Below are 20,561 nucleotides of genomic sequence, written 5' to 3'. Positions count from 1 at the left end.
GACGGCGTACGGAGTCGTGCGGCGAGGCGGCCCGTACGGCGGAAACGGCGGGGAAACGCGCCGCCGCGTTGCATCGGGCCGTACGGCGCGGCCGGCTCGGGCCCGCGCCCCTGAAGGAGCGGAGACGACGATGCGACGACGTGCGCGCACCGCGCTCGCGGCCCTGCCGCTGGCGCTCACCCTGGCCCTCGCGGGCTGCGGCTCCGGCGGCGGCGGCGACGGGACGGTGGCGACGGCGGGCGGCGACGAGAAGAAGGACGGCGGGAAGGACCGGGTAGCGGACGACATGGACGAGCAGATGCTGCAGTTCGCGCGGTGCCTGCGGGACAACGGCGTGGACGTCCCGGACCCGGAGCCCGGGCAGGGCGTGAACCTGAACATGGACGGCGTCGGCAAGGCGAAGGCGGAGCGCGCCATGGAGGCGTGCCGGGAGTACGACCCGGCGACCACCTCGAAGAACGACCCGATCAGCAAGGAGCTGGAGGAGAAGCTGCGCGCGTACTCGCGCTGCATGCGGGGCAACGGCGTGGCGGACTTCCCGGATCCGGTGCCGGGCGGCGGGCTGCAGATGGACGGCGCGATCGAGCGGGACCCGGACTACGACGGGGCGGCGAAGGCGTGCGAGAAGCTGCTGCCGGCGGGCGAGGGCGAGAGTTCCACGAACGAGGTGGAGGGCGAGTGACCGCGCGGCCCGCCACCGCCCGGCAGGAGCCGGGCCCCGCGGACCCGCCCGCGGGAGACCCGCCCGCCGCGGATCCACCGGCGGCGGACCCGCCTTCGTCGCGCCGCGGCCGGCACCGCCGCAGGCGGCGTCGGATCGCCGCCGGTGCGGTGTTCCTCGCCGCGACCGGGGGCGCCGCGGCGGCCGGACTCGGCCTCGGCACCACCGGCGGCCCGGCCGGTGCCGCGGACGGCGAACTGCCCCCGGCCACCGCCGAGGTGACCCGCGACACGCTGGTCGACACCCGCAGCGCCGACGCGGAGCTGGGCCACGGCCCGGCCACCGGCGCCGCCGCCCGCACCGACGGCACGCTGACGCGACTGCCGCGCTCGGGCGCGCGGGTGGCCCGCGGCGAGGCGCTGTACGAGCTGGACGACGAGCCGGTGGCCCTGCTGTACGGGGACCTGCCCGCGTACCGCGCGCTGGCACCCGGCACCGAGGGCACGGACGTCGCCCAACTGGAGCGCAACCTGGACGCCCTCGGCTACACCGGCTTCACCGTGGACGACGCCTACTCCGGCGCCACGGCCGCCGCGGTCCGCGACTGGCAGGACGACCTGGGCGCCGGGGCGACGGGCCGGGTGGAGCCGGGGCAGGTGGTGTTCGCACCGGGCCCGGTCGTCGTGGCGAGCGTCGACGCCCAGCGCGGCGACCTCGTCGCACCGGGCGCCGACGTCCTCACGTACACCGGCACCGCCGTGGCCGTCACCGCCGAACTGGACGTCGCCGACCGGCGGCTCGCGCGGCGGGGCGCTGAGGTGGGCGTGGAGCTGCCGGACGGGCGGACGGTGCGCGGCACGGTCGGCGAGGTGGCCGTACGGACCCGGCCGGCGGAAGGCGAGGAGGCGGCGCAGACCGTGGTGGAGGTCGTCGTGAGGCTGAAAGGCGCGGAGGCGCGGAAGGCGGCGTCCGCGTACGACGAGGCGGGCGTGCACGTCGACTTCACCGCGGGACGCCGCGAGAACGTGCTGACGGTGCCGGTCGCCGCGCTGCTGGCGCTGGCGGAGGGCGGCTTCGGCGTGGAGGTGGTGGCGGACGGCACGACGCGGTACGTACCGGTGGAGACGGGCCTGTTCGCCGGCGGCCGGGTCGAGGTCTCGGGCCCGGGCCTGACGGCGGGCACGAAGGTGGGCGTGCCGCGGTGATCGAGCTGACGAACGTGACGAAGACCTACCCGGGCGGCGTCACCGCGCTGGCCGGGGTCTCCCTGCGCGTGGCCGCGGGCGAACTCGTCGCCGTCACCGGCCCTTCGGGGTCGGGGAAGTCGACGATGCTGCACGTCCTGGGCACCCTGGACCGCCCCACGTCGGGCGGGGTGCGGATCGCCGGGTACGACGTGGGCGCGCTGTCCGACGCCGGCCTGTCCGCGCTGCGCGCCCACCGGATCGGCTTCGTCTTCCAGCAGTTCCACCTCGCGGGCGGCACGTCGGCCCTCGACAACGTCGCCGACGGCCTCCTCTACACCGGCCTGCGCCCGGCGGAGCGCCGCCGCCGTGCGGAGCGGGTGCTGCACCGGGTGGGCCTGGGCCAGCGCATGGAGCACCGGCCGCACGAGCTGTCCGGCGGCGAGCGGCAGCGCGTCGCGGTGGCCCGCGCGGTGGCGGGCGACCCGCCGCTGCTGCTGGCGGACGAGCCGACGGGGGCGCTGGACACGGCGTCGGGCGCGGGGGTGGTGGAGCTGCTGCGGGAGCTGAACGGGGCGGGGACGACGGTGGTGGTGATCACGCACGAACGGGAGCTGGCGGCGGCGCTGCCGCGGCAGGTGCGGTTGCGGGACGGCAGGCTGGAGCAGGAGGGGGCGGCGGGGACATGACGGAGCGAACGACCGAGGAGATGCCACCCGCGGGCCTGCGCCCGGGGGATGTGGTGCGCGGCGGGGCGGTGGGGCTGCGGACGCGGCCGCTGCGGGCGGTGCTGTCGGCGCTGGGGATCGCGATCGGGATCGCGGCGATGGTGGCGGTGGTGGGGATCTCGTCGAGCTCGCGGGCGGATCTGGACCGTACGCTCGCCTCGCTCGGCACGAACCTGCTGACGGTCTCGCCGGGCCGGACGATGAGCGGCGGGGAGGCGAAGCTGCCGGCGCGGGCGGAGTCCATGGTGGCCAGGATCGGCCCGGTGGCGTCGGTGTCGGCGATCGGCCGGGTCCCGGACGCGCACGTCTACCGCACGGACCGGATCCCGGAGGCGGAGACGGGCGGCCTGGCCGCGTACGCGGTACGCACCGGCCTCCCGGCGGCGACGGGCGCGCGGCTGCGTACCGGCACGTGGCTGAACGCGGCGACGGCGCGCTATCCGGCGGTGGTGCTGGGCGCGACGTCGGCGGAGCGGCTGGGCGTGGGCCGGGCGGCACCGGAGGTGCGGGTGCTGGTGGGCGGGGAGTGGTTCACGGTGGTGGGGATCCTGGAGCCGGCGCCGCTGGCACCGGAGCTGGACACCGGGGCGCTGGTGGGGTGGCAGGCGGCGCGGGACCGGCTGGGCTTCGACGGCCGTGCGACGACGGTCTACACGAGGTCGGCGGACGCGGCGGTGGAGGAGGTCCAGTCGGTGCTGGGCGCGACCGCGAACCCGGCGGCGCCGAACGAGGTGGAGGTCTCGCGCCCGTCGGACGCGCTGGCGGCGAAGCGGGCGGCGGGCGAGGCGTTCACGCGGCTGCTGCTGGGGGTGGGCGCGGTGGCGCTGCTGGTGGGCGGCGTGGGGGTGGCGAACACGATGGTCATCTCGGTGCTGGAACGCCGCGCGGAGATCGGCCTGCGCCGCGCCCTGGGCGCCACCCGGGGCCACATCCGCACGCAGTTCCTGGCGGAGTCGCTGCTGCTGTCGGCGCTGGGCGGCGCGGCGGGCGCGCTCCTGGGGGCGGGGGTGACGGCGTCGTACGCGGCGTCGCAGTCGTGGCCGCCGGTGATCCCGCCCTGGACCCTGGCGGGCGGCCTGGCGGCCACCCTGACGGTAGGCGCCCTGGCGGGCCTCTACCCGGCCCTCCACGCGAGCCGCCTGTCCCCGACCACGGCACTGGCCACGCCGTAGCGCCCCGCGGGGGGTGGTGGTGCGGGGATCCTCACCCTCCGAGCACCACCACCTCCGACGGGTCGAACTCCACCCCCACCCGGTCCCCCACCTCCGGCGCACCCCGCAGCGCCACCGACGACTCCAGCTCCGGTCCCGCGTCCGGCCGCAGCGTCAGCAGCACGTGGTCCCCCCGGAACGTCCGCCCCACCACCGCGCAGGACAGCCCCGTATCCGCGGGGCCCACCCGCACCCCCGCCGGGCGTACCAGCAGCGGCCGCTCCCCGGACACCCCGGAGTCAGCCAGCCCCACCCGCCCCCACGGCGTCTCCGCCGCCGGGCCGCGCACCGTCCCCCGTACGACGTTGGCAAACCCCAGGAACCGCGCCACGAACTCGTCCGCCGGCCGCTCCCACACCTCCACCGGCGTGCCGGTCTGCGCCACGCGGCCCTCCCGCATCACCACCACCCGGTCGGAGAGCGCGAACGCCTCCCCCTGGTCGTGCGTGACCGCCAGCACCGTCGTGCCCAGCCGTCCGAAGAGCTCGCGCAGCTCGACCACCAGCCGTTCGCGCAGCGAGCGGTCCAACTGCCCCAGCGGCTCGTCCAGCATCAGCAGGTGCGGCGACGGCGCCAGCGCCCGCGCCAGCGCCACCCGCTGCTGCTCCCCGCCCGACAGGGCCCCCACCGCCCGCCGCTGTGCCCCCGGCAGCCCGACGAGCGACAGCAGTTCCGCCACCCGCTCCCGGGCCGCCGCCCGCGAGGCCCCGTGCATGCGCAGCCCGAAGGACACGTTCCCGCCCACGTCCCGGTGCGGGAACAACTGCTGGTCCTGGAACATCAGCCCGACGCCGCGCCGGTGCGCCGGCACCCCGGCCAGGTCCCGCCCGCCGAGCAGCACCCGCCCGCCGGCGACGGGCTGCAGCCCGGCCACCGCCCGCAGCAGCGTGGACTTGCCGCTGCCGCTGGGCCCGAGGACGCTGACGATCTCGTGGTCCGAGACGTCGAGGGCGATTCTGTCGACCGCCGCGCGGGCGCCGTAGCGCACGGTGACGTCGTCGAGTACGAGCATCAGAACTCTCCCGCCTGGTTCTTGCGGACCCGTTCCAGCAGCAGCAGCGACACCGCGCACACCGCCATGAGGATGGTGCTCAGCGCCATCGCCTGCCCGTAGTTGGTCTCCCCGGCCCGGCCGAGGAGCCGCGCGACGGCGACGGGCAGCGTCGGCCGGTCGGGCCCGGCGATGAAGACGGTCGCCCCGAACTCGCCGAGGGAGACCGCGAACGCGAAGCCGGCCGCGACGAGCACCGCCCGCCGCACCAGCGGCAGATCGACCTCCCGCCAGGCCCGCAGCGGCGACGCGCCGAGCACGGCGGCGGCCTCCCGCAGCCGGTCGTCGACGGCGCGCAGCACGGGCAGCATGGTCCGTACGACGAAGGGGACGCCGACCAGCGCCTGCGCGAGCGGCACGAGCATCCAGGAGGACCTGAGGTCGAGCGGCGGGCTGTCGAGGGCGATGAGGAACCCGAAACCGACGGTGACGGCGGAGGTGCCCAGCGGCAGCATCAGCAGCGCGTCGAAGCCGCGGACGAGGGGACCGGCGCGGCGGGTGACGGCGGCCGCGGCGAGGCCGCCGACGACGACGGCGATGACGGTGGCGACGGCGGCGTAGGCGAGGGAGTTGCCGACGGCTTCCAGCGGCGGGACGGCGAACGTGCCGTCGCTCTCCTGGAGCGCGCGGTAGAAGCCGAACCCGTGGCCCCCGGGGGTGGCGAAGGAGCGTTCGACGAGGACGGCGAGCGGCGCGAGGAGCAGCACGGCGACGAGGGCGACGACGCCGCCGAGGAGGGCGCGTTCGCCGGCGCCGCGGGGGCGGCGGGCGGTGGTCTCGGGGGCGACGAGGCGCAGCGCGGTCTCGCGGCGGCGCACGGTCCAGGCGTGCACGGCGAGGACGGCGGCGACGGCGGCGAGTTGGAGGAGGGAGAGGACGGCCGCGGTGGGCAGGTCGAGGAAGTCGGCGGTCTGGCGGTAGATCTCGACTTCGAGGGTGGCGTACGCGGGGCCGCCGAGGATCTGGATGACGCCGAAGGAGGTGAAGGTGAAGAGGAAGACCATGAGGGCCGCGGCGGCGACGGCGGGCCCGAGCGCGGGCAGGGTGACGTGCCGCCAGGCCGCGAGGCGGCCGGCGCCGAGGACGCGGGCGGCTTCCTCCTGGCGCGGGTCGAGCTGGGCCCACAGGCCGCCGACGGTCCGTACGACGACCGCGAAGTTGAAGAAGACGTGGGCGAGGAGGATGGCCCACACGGTGGTGTCCAGCCGTACGCCCCACCAGCCGTCGAGGACGCCGCCGCGGCCGGTGAGCGCGAGGAAGGCGGAGCCGACGACGACGGTGGGCATCACGAACGGCACGGTGACCAGGGCGCGCAGCAGGTGCTTGCCGGGGAAGTCGAAGCGGGCGAAGACGTACGCGGCGGGCAGCGCGAGGACGAGCGTGAGCCCGGTGGAGGCGGCGGCCTGCCAGAGCGTGAACCACAGGACGCCGAGGATGTCGGGGTCGCCGAGGACGCCGGGGATGCGGCCGAACTGCCAGCGGCCGCCCTCGCGCAGGCCGCGGGCGACGATGGCGCCGACGGGGTAGGCGAAGAAGACGCCGAGGAACGCGGCGGGGACGGCCATGAGCGCGAGTCGGCCGGCCGCCCCGCGTATCCGGCGGCGGCCCGCGCCCGTTGCCGGTCCCGGTCGCGTGTCTTCCTTGCCGCGGACCGCGGCCCGGATCACTTCACGACCAGCGAGGTCCACGTCTTGATCCACTGCTCCCGGTTGCCGTCGACGGTCGCCGGGTCGAGGGTGTGGGGGTCGGCGATCTCCTCGCCGTAGCGGGTGAACACCTCGGGCAGCGCGGTGTCCTCGCGCACGGGGTGGACGAACATGTTCAGCGGCATGTCCTGCTGGAACCGCTCGCCGATCAGGAAGTCGATGAGGGCCTTGCCGCCTTCGGCGTTGCCGGCGTTGGCGAGCAGCCCGGCGAACTCGATCTGGCGGAAGCAGGTGCCGGTGGACACGCCGGTGGTGGCTTCCTTCGGCTGGGACTCCATGTCGAGCACGGGCGGGCTGGAAGCGTACGAGACGACGAGCGGCTTGTCGCCCTTGCCGGCGCCGGAGAAGCGCTCGTAGTACGCCTGCTCCCAGCCGTCGACGACCTCGACGCCGTTGTCGCGCAGCTTGCCCCAGTAGTCCTCCCAGCCCTCTTCGCCGTACGCGTCCGCGGTGGCGAGGAGGAAGGCCAGGCCCGGGGAGGAGGTGGCGGCGTTCTCGGTGACGAGGAGGTCCTTGTAGCGGGGGTCGGCGAGGTCGTCGAAGGTCTGCGGCGGGTCGAGGTTCTTCTCCTCGAAGTACGCGCGGTCGTAGTTGACGCACACGTCGCCGTAGTCGACGGGGGTGACGCGGTGCTCGTCCGCGTCGAGCTGGAGTTCCCCGGGTATGCGGTCGAGCCCCTTCGCCTCGTACGGCGTGAAGATGCCGTTGTCGAGGCCGCGGGAGAGGAGGGTGTTGTCGATGCCGAAGAAGACGTCGCCCTGGGGGTTGTCCTTGGACAGGACCGCCTGGTTGACGGCGGAGCCGGCGTCCTTGCCCTTGAGGATGTCGACCGTGTACCCGGACTGCTTCTCGAACGCCTTCAGTACGTCGTCGGAGACGGCGAAGGAGTCGTGCGTGACGAGGGTGACGCTCTTGTCGCCCGAGCCGGACCCGGATCCGTCGCCGGAGTCCGAGCCGCAGGCGGCCAGGCCCAGGGCGAGGGACGCGGCCAGGGCGGTGGTGACGATGCGCTTCATCGGGCTGCTTTCGTGGCGGCGGGCAGCCCGGGCAGCAGCAGAGTCTCGACCGAACTTCCTACCCAGAATGACCTGGGCGAGGTTCGAGGGTCTGCGGCCTTGACGGTGCCGCACTCTCAGCGCTGCGAGCGCTCCCCTGTCGGTGTGTACGTATGAACGGTATCAGGCGGTGGTGTCGGCCGCGGAGGCGGCGAGCTGCCCGCAGGCGCCCTCGATCTCCTGGCCCCGGGTGTCCCGTACGGTCACGGGCACGCCGTGGGCCTCCAGGGCGGCGACGAACGCCCGCTCGTCCTCGGGCCGGGAGGCGGTCCACTTGGATCCCGGGGTGGGGTTGAGCGGGATGAGGTTGACGTGCGCGCGGCGGCCCTTGAGGAGGCGGCCGAGGAGGTCGGCGCGCCATGCCTGGTCGTTGATGTCCTTGATCAGCGCGTACTCGATGGAGACGCGGCGGCCGGAGCGCGCGGCGTACTCCCAGGCGGCGTCGAGGACCTCGCGGACCTGCCAGCGGGTGTTGACGGGCACGAGGGTGTCGCGCAGCTCGTCGTCGGGCGCGTGCAGGGAGACGGCGAGCCGGCACTTCAGGCCCTCGTCGGCGAAGCGGAGCATGGCCGGCACGAGGCCGACGGTGGAGACGGTGATGCCGCGCTGGGAGAGCCCGAGGCCGTCGGGCTCGGGGTCGGTGAGGCGGCGGACGGCCGACAGCACGCGGTTGTAGTTCGCCAGCGGCTCGCCCATGCCCATGAAGACGATGTTCGACAGCCGCGCCGGGCCCCCGGGAACCTCGCCGTCGCGCAGGGCGCGCATGCCGTCGACGATCTGGTGGACGATCTCGGCGGTGGACAGGTTGCGGGTGAGCCCGGCCTGGCCGGTGGCGCAGAACGGGCAGTTCATGCCGCAGCCGGCCTGCGAGGAGATGCACATGGTGACGCGGTCGGGGTAGCGCATGAGCACCGACTCGACCAGCGTGCCGTCGAAGAGCCGCCACAGGGTCTTGCGGGTGGTGTCGCCGTCGCAGCTCAGATGCCGTACGACGGTCATCAGCTCGGGCAGCAGCCCCTCGGCGAGCTTCGCCCGGGACCCGGCCGGCACGTCGGTCCAGCCGGCCGGGTCGGTCGCGTAGCGCGCGAAGTAGTGGCGCGAGAGCTGCGTGGCACGGAACGGCTTCTCCCCCAGCTCGGCGACGGCGTCGCGGCGCTCGACGGGGGTGAGGTCGGCTAGGTGCCGCGGCGGCTTCTTGGCACCACGGGGGACGGCGAAGGTGAGCTCTCCTGGCTTCGGCATAGCCGTACCAGTGTCGCAGACGGATTCACCCTCGCCCGCCTCATCCCCAAATGCCCTGATTCGTCGACAAGAGCCCCCTGGTCGGCGCCCCGTGGCCGTCGGCCAGCGGTGCCACACCGGCACCCGGTGCCCCGTGGTCGTCGCCCGTGGGGGCGAGACCGCCCGTGGGCGACCCGTGGCTGTCGCCCTTCGGCGCGGCACCGCCACCCGGCGACCCGGCGTTGTCGCCCAGGGGCGCGACGCCCCAGTCGTGTTCGGCGGCCAGGGCCATGTCGTCGCTCCGCCGGTCCTGGGGCGCCACGCCCGCGCCCGGTGCGCCGGAGCCGTCGCCCGCCGGTGCGGTGCCGACGGCCACCGCCACGGCACCGGCCGCCAGCATGGCCACCGCCGCGGCGCGGGCCGTCATACGTGTGATCGTCATCGAACTCCCCCTTGGGTCGCGGACATCCCCACCACCGTGCCCGCCCGGCCGATGCCGCCCACAGGTGTTTCGACCCTCGCCGAAAACGTCCGGGAGTCCAGGGGAACGGGGCGGCCGGTCAGCCCGCGCCGACGAAGATCACCATCAGCAGCCACACCACCGGCGCCGTCGGCAGCAGCGAGTCCAGCCGGTCCATGATCCCGCCGTGGCCGGGGAGCAGCGTGCCCATGTCCTTGATGCCGAGGTCCCGTTTGATCATCGACTCGGCGAGGTCGCCGAGCGTCGCCGAGGCGGCTGCGGCCGCGCCCAGCAGGAGGCCCTGCCACCAGCGGCCGTCGTCGATGAGCAGTTCCATGCACACCGCGCCCGCCGCCATCGCGAAGGCCAGCGCGCCGCCCAGGCCCTCGCGGGTCTTGCCGGGGCTGATGCGCGGGGCGAGCTTGTTGCGGCCGAACTTGTAGCCCACGGCGTACGCGCCGGTGTCGCTGATCACCGTGAGGATCAGGAACGTCAGCACCCGCTGCGGCCCGTCGTCGTCCGCGGCGAGCATCAGTGCGACGAAGGCGGCGAGGAACGGCACGTAGAACGCGGCGAAGACGCCGGCGGTGACGTCGCGGAGGTAGTCCTGCGCGGGGCCCGTCAGCCGCCAGACGGGGACGGCGAGGGCGGTGAGCGCGAGGGCTGCCCCGGCGCCCTCGGCGCCGCGCACGTACCCCGCGATGACCATGGCGATGCCGCCGGCCACCAGCGGCACCAGCGGCGTGCGGATGCCGCGGCACTCCGCCAGCCGCGACGTCAGCTCCCACAGCCCGACCGCCACCGCGATGACGATGACGCCGAGGAAGAGCACTTTCACGACGAACAGCGTGGCCAGCACGATGGCGCCGAGGCCGAGCCCGACGCCTATGGCGGCGCCGAGGTCCCGGCCGCCGCGGCGCCGCTTGGGGGCGGGCGGCGGTGGGGTGGGAGGACCGTCCGGGGCGCCGGATCCCCCGGAGGGACCTGGGGAGGGTTCGTCGGCAGGGGCGTCGCCGGACACGATGGGCATGCGCGGAGTCTGCGCCCTTTCACCCCCGCCGTACACGGGACCCGCCGGGGCCCCCCTGGAGGAGTCGTTCATCAGACCTCGAGCAGCTCTGCTTCCTTGTGCTTGAGCAGCTCGTCGACCTGGGCCACGTACTTGTGGGTGGTGTCGTCGAGCTCCTTCTCGCCGCGGCGGCCCTCGTCCTCACCGATCTCGCCGTCCTTGACGGCCTTGTCGATGGTCTCCTTGGCCTTGCGGCGTACGGAGCGGATGGCGATCCGCGCGTCCTCGCCCTTGGCCCTGGCGACCTTGATGAACTCCTTGCGGCGCTCCTCGGTGAGCTGCGGGAAGACCACCCGGATGATGTTGCCGTCGTTGGAGGGGTTGACGCCGAGGTCGGAGTCGCGGATCGCCTGCTCGATGTTGCGCAGGGCGCTCTTGTCGAACGGGGTCACCACCGCCATCCGCGGCTCCGGCACCGAGAACGACGCCAGTTGGTTGATGGGGGTCTGGGCCCCGTAGTAATCCGCCGTGATCTTGTTGAACATCGCCGGATGCGCCCGCCCGGTGCGGATCGCGGCGAGGTCCTCCTTGGCGACCACGACGGCCTTCTCCATCTTCTCCTCGGCTTCGAGGAGGGTCTCTTCGATCACCACTGGCTCCTGGTCTCATCCGTGAGCGGAACGGGAGAGCCCCTGTCCGCCCGTACCATGCCTGCACGGTGTCCGACCGGCAGGCCGTTGTCCATCCCTCAGACCCGGCTGCCGTGCGCGCTCACGAGCGTACCGATCTTCTCACCCCGCACCGCCCGGGCGATGTTGCCCTCCTTCAGCAGCTCGAAGACGAGGATGGGCAGTTCGTTGTCGCGGCACAGGGTGACGGCCGTGGCGTCGGCGACCTTGAGGTCACGGGTGATGACCTCGCCGTATCCGAGCGCGTCGAACTTCACCGCGTCCGGGTTCTTCTTGGGGTCGGCGTCGTAGACCCCGTCGACGCCGTTCTTGCCCATGAGCAGGGCCTCGGCGTGGATCTCCAGGGCGCGCTGCGCGGCGGTGGTGTCCGTGGAGAAGTACGGCATGCCCATGCCGGCGCCGAAGATGACGACGCGGCCCTTCTGCATGTGCCGGATGGCGCGCAGCGGGATGTACGGCTCGGCGACCTGGCCCATCGTGATCGCCGTCTGCACCCGGGAGTCGATGCCTTCCTTCTCCAGGAAGTCCTGCAGGGCAAGGCAGTTCATCACGGTGCCGAGCATGCCCATGTAGTCGGAGCGGGCCCGGTCCATGCCGCGCTGCTGCAGTTCGGCGCCGCGGAAGAAGTTTCCGCCGCCGATCACCACCGCGATCTCGTACCCGTCGCGGACGACGGCCGCGACCTCGCGGGCGATGGCGTGCACGACGTCCGGGTCCACGCCGAGGTCCCCGCCGCCGGAGAAAGCCTCGCCGGACAGCTTCAGCAGGAAGCGCGAGCTGTCCCTCTTCGTATGGTGGTCGTGGTCCGCCTTGCCGTGCCGGCCGTGGTCCGCGTCGGCGTCCTCGTTCATGAAGTCTCCTCGTGCGCATACGAAGGAGGCCATCGCCGTGGGGTTCTGTATCGACCCATTCCCGGCAATGGCCTCCTCGTCACTTCCGCGGCCCGGCGGCGGTCCCCCGCACCGGCCCGCAACAACTCAACCCGACCCTAGCGGGGCCGGTGGCCGTCCGCCGTACACCGTGCGCACCGAACTCCGCGGCGGCCCGCCCCGCGGCGGGCCGGATCGCGGCGCGCGCCGTCCGGTCGCGCTCGCGCGCGCCGGGCGGCACGGTGCACGCCGGTGGCGCCGGTGCTCAGGCGCCGACGCGGATGCGCGCGAAGTGGATCACCTGCACGCCCGCCTCGGCCAGCAGCTTCTGCACCGACTTCTTCGGGTCCTTGGCGAACGGCTGGTCCAGCAGCACGTTCTCCTTGAAGAAGCCGTTCACGCGGCCCTCGACGATCTTCGGCAGGGCGGCCTCCGGCTTGCCCTCCTCGCGGGAGGTGGCCTCGGCGACGCGGCGCTCGTTCTCCACCGTGTCGGCCGGGACCTCCTCGCGGGTCAGCCAGCGCGGGCTGAAGGCGGCGATGTGCTGAGCCACCTCCTTGGCCGTCTGCGGGTCGGCCTTGTCCAGCTCGACGAGCACGCCGACCTGCGGCGGCAGGTCCGGCATGGTGCGGTGCATGTACGTGCCCACGTAGGCGCCCTCGAAGCGCGCGAAGCGGTCGAGGACGATCTTCTCGCCGAGGGTGGCGTTGGCCTCGTCCACGTACGCCTGGACGGTCTTGCCGTCGATCTCGGAGGCGAGCAGCGCCTCCAGATCGGCCGGCTTGGAGGCCGCGACGTGCTCGGCGAGGGCGTTGGCGACGGCGATGAACTTGTCGCCCTTGGCGACGAAGTCCGTCTCGCACTTCAGCTCCAGCAGGACGCCGGAGGAGTTGTCGTCGGCGATCACGGAGACGACGGCGCCGTTCTCGGCGGAACGGCCCTCACGCTTGGCGACGCCCTTCTGGCCCTTGACGCGGAGCAGCTCCACGGCCTTGTCGACGTCGCCCTCGGCCTCTTCCAGCGCCTTCTTGCAGTCCATCATGCCGGCGCCGGTGAGCTCCCGGAGCTTCTTGACGTCGGCGGCGGTGAAGTTCGCCATGATTCGGTGGTTTTCTCTTCTCGACGGGTGACTGGGATCGGCGGATCAGACCTGCGGGGCGTCGCCGGCGGGCTGCGCGCCCTCGGCGGCCTCGGCGGACTCTGCAGCCTCGACGGCCTGCTCGGCGGCCGGGGCGGGGGTCTCGTCGGCCTGCTCGGCGTCGGCGACCTTGGCGGTCTCGGCGGAGGTCTGCACCTCGGCCTCGGCGGCCACCTCGTCCGTCTTCTCGGCCGGGGTGGCCGGCTCGGCGGGGGCGGCCGGGGCGGTCTTGCCGTCCTTCTCGCCGGCGAGAAGGTCGCGCTCCCACTCGGCGAGCGGCTCGGCGTCGGCCTTGACGGCCTTCTCGTCACCGGTGGCGGCACCGGAGCGGGCGATCAGACCCTCGGCGACGGCGTCGGCGATGACGCGGGTCAGCAGCGTGACGGAGCGGATCGCGTCGTCGTTGCCCGGGATCTTGTAGTCGACCTCGTCGGGGTCGCAGTTGGTGTCGAGGATCGCGACGACCGGGATGCGCAGCTTGCGCGCCTCGCCGACGGCGATGTGCTCCTTCTTCGTGTCCACGATCCAGACGGCGCTCGGCACCTTCTGCATGTCGCGGATGCCGCCGAGGGTCTTCTCCAGCTTGGCCTTCTCGCGGGAGAGGACGAGCAGTTCCTTCTTGGTGAGGCCGGAGGCGGCCACGTCCTCGAAGTCGATGGCCTCGAGCTCCTTGAGGCGCTGCAGCCGCTTGTGCACGGTGGAGAAGTTGGTGAGCATGCCGCCCAGCCAGCGCTGGTTCACGTACGGCATGCCGACCCGGGTGGCCTGCTCGGCGATGGCTTCCTGGGCCTGCTTCTTCGTGCCCACGAACATGATGGTGCCGCCGTGAGCGACGGTCTCCTTCACGAACTCGTAGGCGCGGTCGATGTACGACAGCGACTGCAGGAGGTCGATGATGTAGATGCCGTTGCGCTCGGTGAAGATGAAGCGCTTCATCTTCGGGTTCCAACGGCGGGTCTGGTGCCCGAAGTGGACGCCGCTTTCCAGCAGCTCCCGCATCGTGACGACGGCCATGGCCGTACTCCTCGTGTGTCTCGGTTGTGCGCGGCAGCCGGTCGGCCACCGCTCCTGACGCCCCTGCGCGTCGTGCCTCCGGCGGGAGCCGGGGGACCGAGTGACGCGGCCACCTTCAGGCAGGTGGCGGGGCGTGCGAAGTCGACCCGGACAGCCGGGTCGCCACCAGAAGTGTACGGGACGGCATCACCCGCCTGCGCCACGGAGCCCGGTCCCCGGGCGGGTCTCCGGGCGTCCCCCGGCCCCGGGTTGTCCACAACCGGCCGGTTATCCACAGAATCCGTCCATGATCCCCAAGCGCCCCGCCCCTCGGCCAGACTCCCCCCATGAACGGACGACGCGAACGCCGCGCGGCCGGCGAACGGATCGGGGCGGCTGCCGTCACGGGGCGGAAGGCGGACGGGAGGGGAGGCGCGGCCGGGCGGCCGGGGCGCGGGGAGGGACGGCCGACAGCCGCGGCGGGACGGCCGGCGTGCGCGGCGGGGCGGCCGGCACCCGCGGCGGCCTGCGCCTCGGGGCGGCCCGCCGGCGCCCCCGAGCGCCGGCGGGGGCGCCTGCCGCGGTGGCCACTCGCCGTCGGGCTCGCCGTGGCCCTGTCCACGGGCACCTGGCCCGCGCCCCCGTTCACGACGACCGACACGGTGGAGGAGGCGGGTGGGGAGGGGGCGGGGCGGGGGGAACGGGGGATACGGGATGCGACAGCGCCCGGCGGACAGCCCCCTGGCCCGGGGCGAGCAGTGCCGTCGGCGGCGCCCGCTGAGCCGACGGCTCCCGGGGTGGACGCGGTGTGGCCGGTTGACGGGGGGTCGCGGGGGCGGCCGGTGGTGGAGCGGGGGTTCGAGGCGCCGCGTTCGCCGTACGGCCCGGGTCATCGCGGTGTCGATCTGCGGGCCGCGCCGGGGCAGCCGGTGCGGGCCGCGGCGGCGGGCCGGGTGTCGTTCGCGGGGCGGGTGGCGGGCCGCGGGGTGCTGGCCGTCGACCATCCGGGTACGGGCCGCCCACCGCTGCGCACGACGTACGAGCCGGTGGTGCCCGCCGTGCGCAAGGGCGAGCGGGTCCGGAAAGGGCAGGTCATCGGGCATCTGCAGGGCGGCGGCCACCACTGCGCGGCGGCCTGCCTGCACTGGGGGCTGCGCCGCGGTCCGGTCTATCTCGATCCGCTGTCGCTGCTGCCGCCCCGGCTGCTGACGGCGGGCCATGCCCGGCTGCTGCCGGTGTTCGGCGTCCCGCCGCCGTCCGGCGGCGACTGACGCCGGGTCGCCGGCGGCGAAGTCAGCGTGCGGCGCCGTGGAGGGCTACGGCGACGGCCGTGTCGGCGACGGTCTTCGGGGCGTCGGTGCCGAGTTCGGTGCGGCGGACGGCCGCGTCGACGACCCCCTGGAGCAGGGTGGCGGCGAGGCGCGGTTCGTCGTGGCCGAGGTCCGCCAGGGCCGCGACGACCATGGTGACGAGCCCGCCGTGCGCGGCGCGGATCTTCTCCCGGGCGCCGGCGTCGAGTTCGCCCGCGGAGATGGCGACGACGGCCCGGTGGCGGCGGTCGCCGACCAGCGCGAGCTGGGTGCGTACGTACGCCTCGACCTTCGCCTCCGGGGTGTCGGCGCGCTCCATCGCCGCCTCCACCTCGGCCGCCCAGCGCGGGAAGTCGACGGCGCACAGTTCCTCGACCACGGCGGCCCGGCTGCGGAAGTACTCGTACACGGACGAGCGTGCGAGGCCGGTGCGCTCGGCGAGCGCGGCGAAGTTCAGCGCTTCGGTGCCGCCTTCGCCGAGGAGTTCGCGTGCGGCGTCGAGCAGCGCGTCGTGCTGCATGGTCCGGTGCTCGGCCACGGAGGCCGCTCGAATCTTCGGCACGGTCCAACTTTAGACCGCGGAGCCGGTTCAGCCGCTTGAGTCGGCCAGCTTGGCGCGCAACTGCAGGACGGACTTGGTGTGGATCTGGCTGACCCTGCTCTCGGTGACGCCGAGCACCTGGCCGATCTCGGCGAGCGTGAGGCCCTCGTAGTAGTAGAGGGTGACGACGGTCTTCTCCCGGTCGGGCAGGGTGTTCACGGCGCGCGCGAGCAGCCGGCGCAGCTCGCGGTCCTCCGCGATCTCGACGGGGTTGTCGGCGGCGGTGTCCTCCAGGGTGTCCATGAGGCTGAGCCGGTCGCCGTTGTCGGAGCTGACGTGCAGCAGTTCTTCGAGGGCGACGACGTTGGCGAGGGAAAGCTGGCTGAAAACCCCGTGCAGTTCTTCGAGCTGGATGCCCATCTCGGCGGCGACCTCGGCTTCCGAGGGGGTGCGGCGGAGGGCGGCTTCGAGGGTGGCGTAGGCGCGTTCGACGGCGCGGGCCTTCTGCCGTACGGAGCGGGGGATCCAGTCCAGCGCCCGGAGTTCGTCGATCATCGCGCCGCGGATGCGGGTGATGGCGTACGTCTCGAACTTGATGGCGCGCTCGGGGTCGAACTTCTCGATGGCGTCGATGAGCCCGAAGACTCCGGAGGAGACGAAGTCGGCCTGTTCCACGTTGGACGGCAGTCCGACGCTGACGCGTCCCGCGACGTACTTCACCAGGGGCGAGTAGTGCAGGATGAGCTGCTCGCGCAGCCGGCCGTCACGCGTCTCCTTGTACGACCGCCACAACTCGTCGACCGACGAGGGTGCTGTGCGTGATGCGGCACGGTCGGACCCGGAGATGTGCTGGGGCATGCGTCGTCGCCTTGAACCGTTCTGGTGGGGGACTGGGTTCGGTGGGGGCTGCGGGGGAGCGAGCGGGTGTGGGGAGGGAGCGGAGCGGGGAGGGTGACGCGGTGGGGGATGCGGGAACGTTCCGCGAGCGTAGCGTGACCGTACGGTCGCATTCTGCGACTGACGGCTCTTCATGAGTACGCAGATTCGTTCCGCGCACCGTACCTGCGGGTTATCAGGAGGTCACAGCGGGGGGACGGCCGCTGCGGCACCGGGTGGGGGTCGGTTTGCATCTCCCCCACCCTTTCACCCGAACGTCCCAGGTCAAGGAACGGCTCGTCACCTTTTGGGGTGCTCACTGGAGCGCGGGGCGAGCCGCCAGCCGGTGCCGTCGCGGCGGACGAATCCGAGTGACTGCAGCTCATGAAGCCTGCCCAAGGCTTCGTCGCGCTCCGTGCCCGCTTCTTGTGCGATCTGTTCCAGCCGCGCCGTACCCCGACCGGGGAGTGCTTCGAGCACTCGTGCGGTGGCGGGCGGGAGCAGATCGCGTGGTACGACGGGGCCGCGGCGGACCGGGGCGAGGTCGGCGCCGATGCGGCCGACCAGCTCGACGACTTCGGCGGCCTCGGTGACAAGCTGCGCCTCGCCGCGCAGCAGCTCGTGCACCCCGGAGGAGAGCCCGGAGGTCACCGGGCCGGGTACGCCCATCGTCGGGCGGCCGAGGCGCTGCGCCCAGCGGGCGGTGACGAGGGAGCCGCTGCGGCGTTCGGCTTCGACGACGACGGTGCCGCGGGTGAGTGCCGCCATGACGCGGTTGCGCAGGAGGAATCGCGACCGGGTGGGATGGTCGCCGGGGGCGAGCTCGGCGACGATGAGGCCCTGTTCTGCGACGCGGCCGAGGAGCTCGCTGTGGCCGGGCGGGTAGACCCGGTCGACGCCGCAGGCCAGGACGCCGACGGTGGCTCCGGTGGCGGCGAGCGCGCCGCGGTGGGCGGCGGCGTCGATGCCGTAGGCGGAGCCGGAGACGACGGTCCAGCCGGCGTGGGCGAGGGCGGCGGCGAGCGTCGCGGCGACGTGGGCGCCGTACTCGGTGCAGGCGCGGGCGCCGACGACGGCGACGGACTTCAGCGCCCACAGCCGCAGGTCGGCGCGGCCGCGGACCCAGAGGCCGACGGGCCGGGCGGCGGCGAGGTCGTCGAGCTGCCGGGGCCATTCGGGGTCGCCGGGGCAGACGAACCGCGCCCCGACCGCTTCGGCGGCGGCGAGGTCCTGCCGGGCGTCCGGTCCGCCGAGCCGCCGCCGGTAGCGGACGAGCCGGGTCTCGGCCTCCGGCGAGGGCGGCGGGGCGTCGCCGGTGACCCAGCACATGAGCGCCACGGCTCCGTGCGTGCGCAGCCACCTTCCGGCGACCTCGTCTCCGGGCTCGACGAGCCGCGTCAGCGCCACCCGCGCCAGCCGCTCCGCGTCGTGGTCGGTGACCTCGGCGGGAGCCGCCTCGGTCTCGGGCTCCTTCCCCTCACGGCTACGGGCCGCCGGCCGGGCGCCGGAGTCACTGCCGCCCCGGGGCCAGGCAGCCGGGGTGCGCATGGCGCCCGGTACCGGACCCGCGACCGGGCCGGACGGCCTGTCCGGCGGGCTCTGCCCCTCGGCCGGGTGCTCCGCCGCAGCGGGCGGCGGGCGTCCCCCGCCCCGCACCGGAACGGTCACCGGCCCCGCGCATGGCCCGCCCGGCGGCCCGCCCCGCGGGCCGGCCTGCGGCGCGCTCGCCGCCCCGCTCCGTGCCCCGCTCTGCCGCCCGCCTGGCAGGCCACTCGGCAGGCCGCTGCGCGGCTTCCAGGCGGGCTTCTCGGTCGTGTTCATTCGACGGGCTCCATTGCTGCCTGGGTACGGGCGCCTCGGGGCACCCCCGTGCGGAGTTCCAGGGCCGCCGCGACGTCCTCGGGCCCCGGGCGGTCGTGGCCCGCGAGGTCGGCGATGGTCCAGGCGACGCGGAGGACGCGGTCGAGGCCGCGGGCGGTGAGCAGGCCCCGTTCGAGGTCGCGTTCCGCCGGGGCGAGGACGCCGGGGGCGGGGTGCCAGCGGCGGCGCAGCTCGTGGCCGGGGACTTCGCCGTTGGTTCGCCAGGGGGTGCCGGCGTAGCGCGCGGCGGCGCGGTCGCGGGCGGCACGGACCCGGGCGGCGGCGTCGGCGGTGGGCTCGGCGGACTCGCCGGTGGCCGACAGCTCGGCGCGGCCGACGGCATCGACGGCGACCCGGAGGTCGACGCGGTCGAGGAGCGGGCCGGTGAGCCGGCCCTGGTAGCGCCGGATGGCCATGGGCGGGCATTCGCAGCCGCCTTCCTGGCGGGCGAAGCGGCCGCAGGGGCAGGGGTTGGCGGCGAGGACCATCAGGAAGCGGGCGGGGAACTGGACGACGCCCGCGGACCGGGCCACGACGACGTGCCCGGACTCCAGCGGCTGTCTGAGGGCGTCGAGGATCCGGCCGCTGAATTCGGGCGCTTCGTCTAGAAAGAGCACTCCTCTGTGGGCCAGGGAGACCGCTCCCGGCTTGGGCAGTGCGTTGCCGCCGCCGATGAGGGCGGGCAGGGTCGCGGAGTGGTGCGGGGCGGCGTAGGGGGCCTCGCCGACGAGGGGCTGGCCCGCGGGCAGGGTGCCGGCCACCGAGTGGATGGCGGTCACTTCGAGCGCTTCGGTCTCGGTCAGCGGCGGCAGCAGCCCGGGCAGCCGTTCGGCGAGCATCGTCTTGCCCGCTCCCGGGGGGCCTTTCAGGTACAGGTGGTGGCCGCCCGCGGCGGCGACTTCGAGGGCGAAACGGGCCCGGTGCTGCCCTGCGACGTCGGCGAGGTCGGGGCGGTACGCGCCGGGGCCGAGGGCCGCCGGGGTGCACCAGCCGGCTCCGGGCACCGCGAGCCGGGCGGACGGGACGGCCGGGGCGCTGTCGGGGTCCGCGGGTTCGTCGGGAGGCGGCTCGTCGTTGAGGATGGCGATGAGCTGGCGCAGGCTGCGCACGCCGAGGACCGAGACGTCGGGGACGAGGGTGGCCTCGCCCGCGGCGGCTTCGGGGACGACGACCTGGCGGCAGCCGGCCTCCGCGGCGGCGAGCACGGCGGGCAGCACGCCGGGGACGGGCCGGACGCGGCCGTCGAGGCTCAGCTCGCCGACCATGACGAGCCCGGTGAGGGCGTCGGGCGCGATGCGCCCGGCGGCGCCGAGGGTGGCGCACGCGATGCCGAGGTCGAATCCGCTGCCGGATTTGGGTACGGCGGCGGGGCTGAGGCCGACGGTGAGCTTCTTCTGCGGCCAGTCGACGCCGGAGTTGACGACGGCGGCCCGGACCCGGTCGCGGCTTTCCGTGAGGCTCTTGTCGGGCAGTCCGACGAGCGTGAACGTGGCGACGCCGGGCTCCAGGTCGGCCTGGATCTCGACGACGACGCCTTCGACGCCGACGAGGGCGACCGAGCAGGTACGGGCGAAGGCCATCAGGCGGCCCCCCGTACGTGCTCGACGACGGGGGCGCCGCGGTCCGGCAGCACCACGCCGACGACGTCGATCCGCATGCCGCCCGGCGGGGCGCCGCCGTGCCGCAGGGCCCAGGCTTCCGCGAGCCGCCGCAGCCGGTCCGCCTTGGCCGGCGGGACGCCGGCCATCGGATGCTCCCAGCCGCCTTCCCGTCTGGTCTTGACCTCGCAGACGACGAGGGCCTCGCCGTCGAGCGCGACGATGTCGATCTCGCCGTCGCTGCATCTCCAGTTCCGCGCCAGGACGGTCATTCCCGCCTGGACGAGCTGCCGCTCCGCGATCCGTTCCCCGTACTGTCCGAGCGCCTGCCGCTGCTTCGGCATCGGGCACCACCTCCCGCGTCCGACTGTGTCGTGCCGCGGGAAAAGTTGTTGATCTTG

General features: G+C 74.2%; 20 protein-coding genes and 1 riboswitch. Of the genes, 5 read left to right on the top strand and 15 right to left on the bottom strand.

Annotation, left to right across the window (positions count from 1 at the left end):
* The first annotated feature begins 130 nt into the window (after positions 1 to 130).
* From ACFYVJ_RS20825 to ACFYVJ_RS20810, 4 genes are read left to right on the top strand one after another with little or no spacing between them, the layout of a single operon-like run.
* The gene (locus ACFYVJ_RS20825; protein ID WP_388893447.1) at positions 131 to 682 is read left to right on the top strand and encodes a hypothetical protein; all 552 of its coding nucleotides are present in this window, start codon (positions 131 to 133) and stop codon (positions 680 to 682) included.
* Entirely contained in the window at positions 679 to 1,866 is a 1,188-nt protein-coding gene (locus ACFYVJ_RS20820; protein ID WP_388893445.1) for a peptidoglycan-binding protein, read from the top strand. Before ACFYVJ_RS20825 ends, ACFYVJ_RS20820 begins: the two co-directional genes overlap by 4 nt.
* Positions 1,863 to 2,534, top strand: coding sequence for an ABC transporter ATP-binding protein (locus ACFYVJ_RS20815; RefSeq protein WP_388893443.1), 672 nt, complete (start codon positions 1,863 to 1,865; stop codon positions 2,532 to 2,534). Before ACFYVJ_RS20820 ends, ACFYVJ_RS20815 begins: the two co-directional genes overlap by 4 nt.
* The gene (locus tag ACFYVJ_RS20810; RefSeq protein WP_388893441.1) at positions 2,531 to 3,745 is read left to right on the top strand and encodes an ABC transporter permease; all 1,215 of its coding nucleotides are present in this window, start codon (positions 2,531 to 2,533) and stop codon (positions 3,743 to 3,745) included. The genes ACFYVJ_RS20815 and ACFYVJ_RS20810 overlap by 4 nt, the downstream gene beginning before the upstream one ends.
* 31 nt (positions 3,746 to 3,776) lie before the next feature.
* Here ACFYVJ_RS20810 and ACFYVJ_RS20805 read toward each other — a convergent pair whose 3' ends face one another.
* From ACFYVJ_RS20805 to rpsB, 10 genes are all read right to left on the bottom strand, one after another.
* Positions 3,777 to 4,796: an ABC transporter ATP-binding protein gene (locus ACFYVJ_RS20805; RefSeq protein ID WP_388893439.1), complete on the bottom strand. Its 1,020-nt coding sequence runs from the start codon at positions 4,794 to 4,796 to the stop codon at positions 3,777 to 3,779.
* Positions 4,796 to 6,400, bottom strand: coding sequence for an ABC transporter permease (locus ACFYVJ_RS20800; protein WP_388893437.1), 1,605 nt, complete (start codon positions 6,398 to 6,400; stop codon positions 4,796 to 4,798). The genes ACFYVJ_RS20805 and ACFYVJ_RS20800 overlap by 1 nt, the downstream gene beginning before the upstream one ends.
* A gap of 98 nt (positions 6,401 to 6,498) precedes the next feature.
* Positions 6,499 to 7,557, bottom strand: a complete 1,059-nt coding sequence (locus ACFYVJ_RS20795) for a thiamine ABC transporter substrate binding subunit (protein WP_388893435.1) — start codon at positions 7,555 to 7,557, stop codon at positions 6,499 to 6,501.
* Positions 7,558 to 7,594: 37 nt separating this feature from the next.
* A riboswitch (TPP riboswitch) is annotated at positions 7,595 to 7,705 on the bottom strand.
* A 14-nt stretch (positions 7,706 to 7,719) separates the two neighbouring features.
* The gene (gene rlmN / locus ACFYVJ_RS20790) at positions 7,720 to 8,838 is read right to left on the bottom strand and encodes a 23S rRNA (adenine(2503)-C(2))-methyltransferase RlmN (RefSeq protein WP_388893433.1); all 1,119 of its coding nucleotides are present in this window, start codon (positions 8,836 to 8,838) and stop codon (positions 7,720 to 7,722) included.
* 40 nt (positions 8,839 to 8,878) lie between these two features.
* Entirely contained in the window at positions 8,879 to 9,259 is a 381-nt protein-coding gene (locus ACFYVJ_RS20785) for a hypothetical protein (protein WP_388893431.1), read from the bottom strand.
* Between the two features lie 118 nt (positions 9,260 to 9,377).
* Positions 9,378 to 10,307, bottom strand: coding sequence for a phosphatidate cytidylyltransferase (locus ACFYVJ_RS20780; RefSeq protein ID WP_388893429.1), 930 nt, complete (start codon positions 10,305 to 10,307; stop codon positions 9,378 to 9,380).
* A 71-nt stretch (positions 10,308 to 10,378) separates the two neighbouring features.
* On the bottom strand, positions 10,379 to 10,936 hold the full coding sequence (frr, locus tag ACFYVJ_RS20775) for a ribosome recycling factor (protein WP_047018345.1): 558 nt from the start codon (positions 10,934 to 10,936) through the stop codon (positions 10,379 to 10,381).
* A gap of 98 nt (positions 10,937 to 11,034) precedes the next feature.
* Positions 11,035 to 11,826, bottom strand: a complete 792-nt coding sequence (gene pyrH, locus ACFYVJ_RS20770; RefSeq protein WP_388893427.1) for a UMP kinase — start codon at positions 11,824 to 11,826, stop codon at positions 11,035 to 11,037.
* Positions 11,827 to 12,109: 283 nt separating this feature from the next.
* Positions 12,110 to 12,943, bottom strand: coding sequence for a translation elongation factor Ts (tsf, locus tag ACFYVJ_RS20765; RefSeq protein ID WP_388893425.1), 834 nt, complete (start codon positions 12,941 to 12,943; stop codon positions 12,110 to 12,112).
* A gap of 45 nt (positions 12,944 to 12,988) precedes the next feature.
* On the bottom strand, positions 12,989 to 13,996 hold the full coding sequence (rpsB, locus tag ACFYVJ_RS20760) for a 30S ribosomal protein S2 (protein ID WP_388893423.1): 1,008 nt from the start codon (positions 13,994 to 13,996) through the stop codon (positions 12,989 to 12,991).
* 821 nt (positions 13,997 to 14,817) lie between these two features.
* Here rpsB and ACFYVJ_RS20755 point away from each other — a divergent pair.
* Positions 14,818 to 15,246, top strand: coding sequence for a murein hydrolase activator EnvC family protein (locus ACFYVJ_RS20755; RefSeq protein WP_388893421.1), 429 nt, complete (start codon positions 14,818 to 14,820; stop codon positions 15,244 to 15,246).
* 22 nt (positions 15,247 to 15,268) lie between these two features.
* Here ACFYVJ_RS20755 and ACFYVJ_RS20750 read toward each other — a convergent pair whose 3' ends face one another.
* The 5 genes from ACFYVJ_RS20750 to ACFYVJ_RS20730 all read right to left on the bottom strand — a co-directional run bounded on the left by ACFYVJ_RS20750 (position 15,269) and on the right by ACFYVJ_RS20730 (position 20,504).
* On the bottom strand, positions 15,269 to 15,823 hold the full coding sequence (locus tag ACFYVJ_RS20750; protein ID WP_388893589.1) for a TetR/AcrR family transcriptional regulator: 555 nt from the start codon (positions 15,821 to 15,823) through the stop codon (positions 15,269 to 15,271).
* A 51-nt stretch (positions 15,824 to 15,874) separates the two neighbouring features.
* Positions 15,875 to 16,684, bottom strand: a complete 810-nt coding sequence (whiG, locus tag ACFYVJ_RS20745; protein ID WP_388893419.1) for an RNA polymerase sigma factor WhiG — start codon at positions 16,682 to 16,684, stop codon at positions 15,875 to 15,877.
* 318 nt (positions 16,685 to 17,002) lie between these two features.
* On the bottom strand, positions 17,003 to 18,250 hold the full coding sequence (dprA, locus tag ACFYVJ_RS20740; RefSeq protein ID WP_388893417.1) for a DNA-processing protein DprA: 1,248 nt from the start codon (positions 18,248 to 18,250) through the stop codon (positions 17,003 to 17,005).
* A gap of 269 nt (positions 18,251 to 18,519) precedes the next feature.
* On the bottom strand, positions 18,520 to 20,142 hold the full coding sequence (locus tag ACFYVJ_RS20735) for a YifB family Mg chelatase-like AAA ATPase (protein ID WP_388893415.1): 1,623 nt from the start codon (positions 20,140 to 20,142) through the stop codon (positions 18,520 to 18,522).
* Entirely contained in the window at positions 20,142 to 20,504 is a 363-nt protein-coding gene (locus ACFYVJ_RS20730; RefSeq protein WP_101421212.1) for a YraN family protein, read from the bottom strand. The genes ACFYVJ_RS20735 and ACFYVJ_RS20730 overlap by 1 nt, the downstream gene beginning before the upstream one ends.
* Positions 20,505 to 20,561 lie beyond the last annotated feature (57 nt).

This window comes from Streptomyces sp. NPDC004134 (assembly GCF_042874195.1).
Taxonomy (GTDB): domain Bacteria; phylum Actinomycetota; class Actinomycetes; order Streptomycetales; family Streptomycetaceae; genus Streptomyces.
Note: the sequence above shows the minus strand (reverse complement) of the source record. Positions and strands in the feature narration are given on the sequence as shown.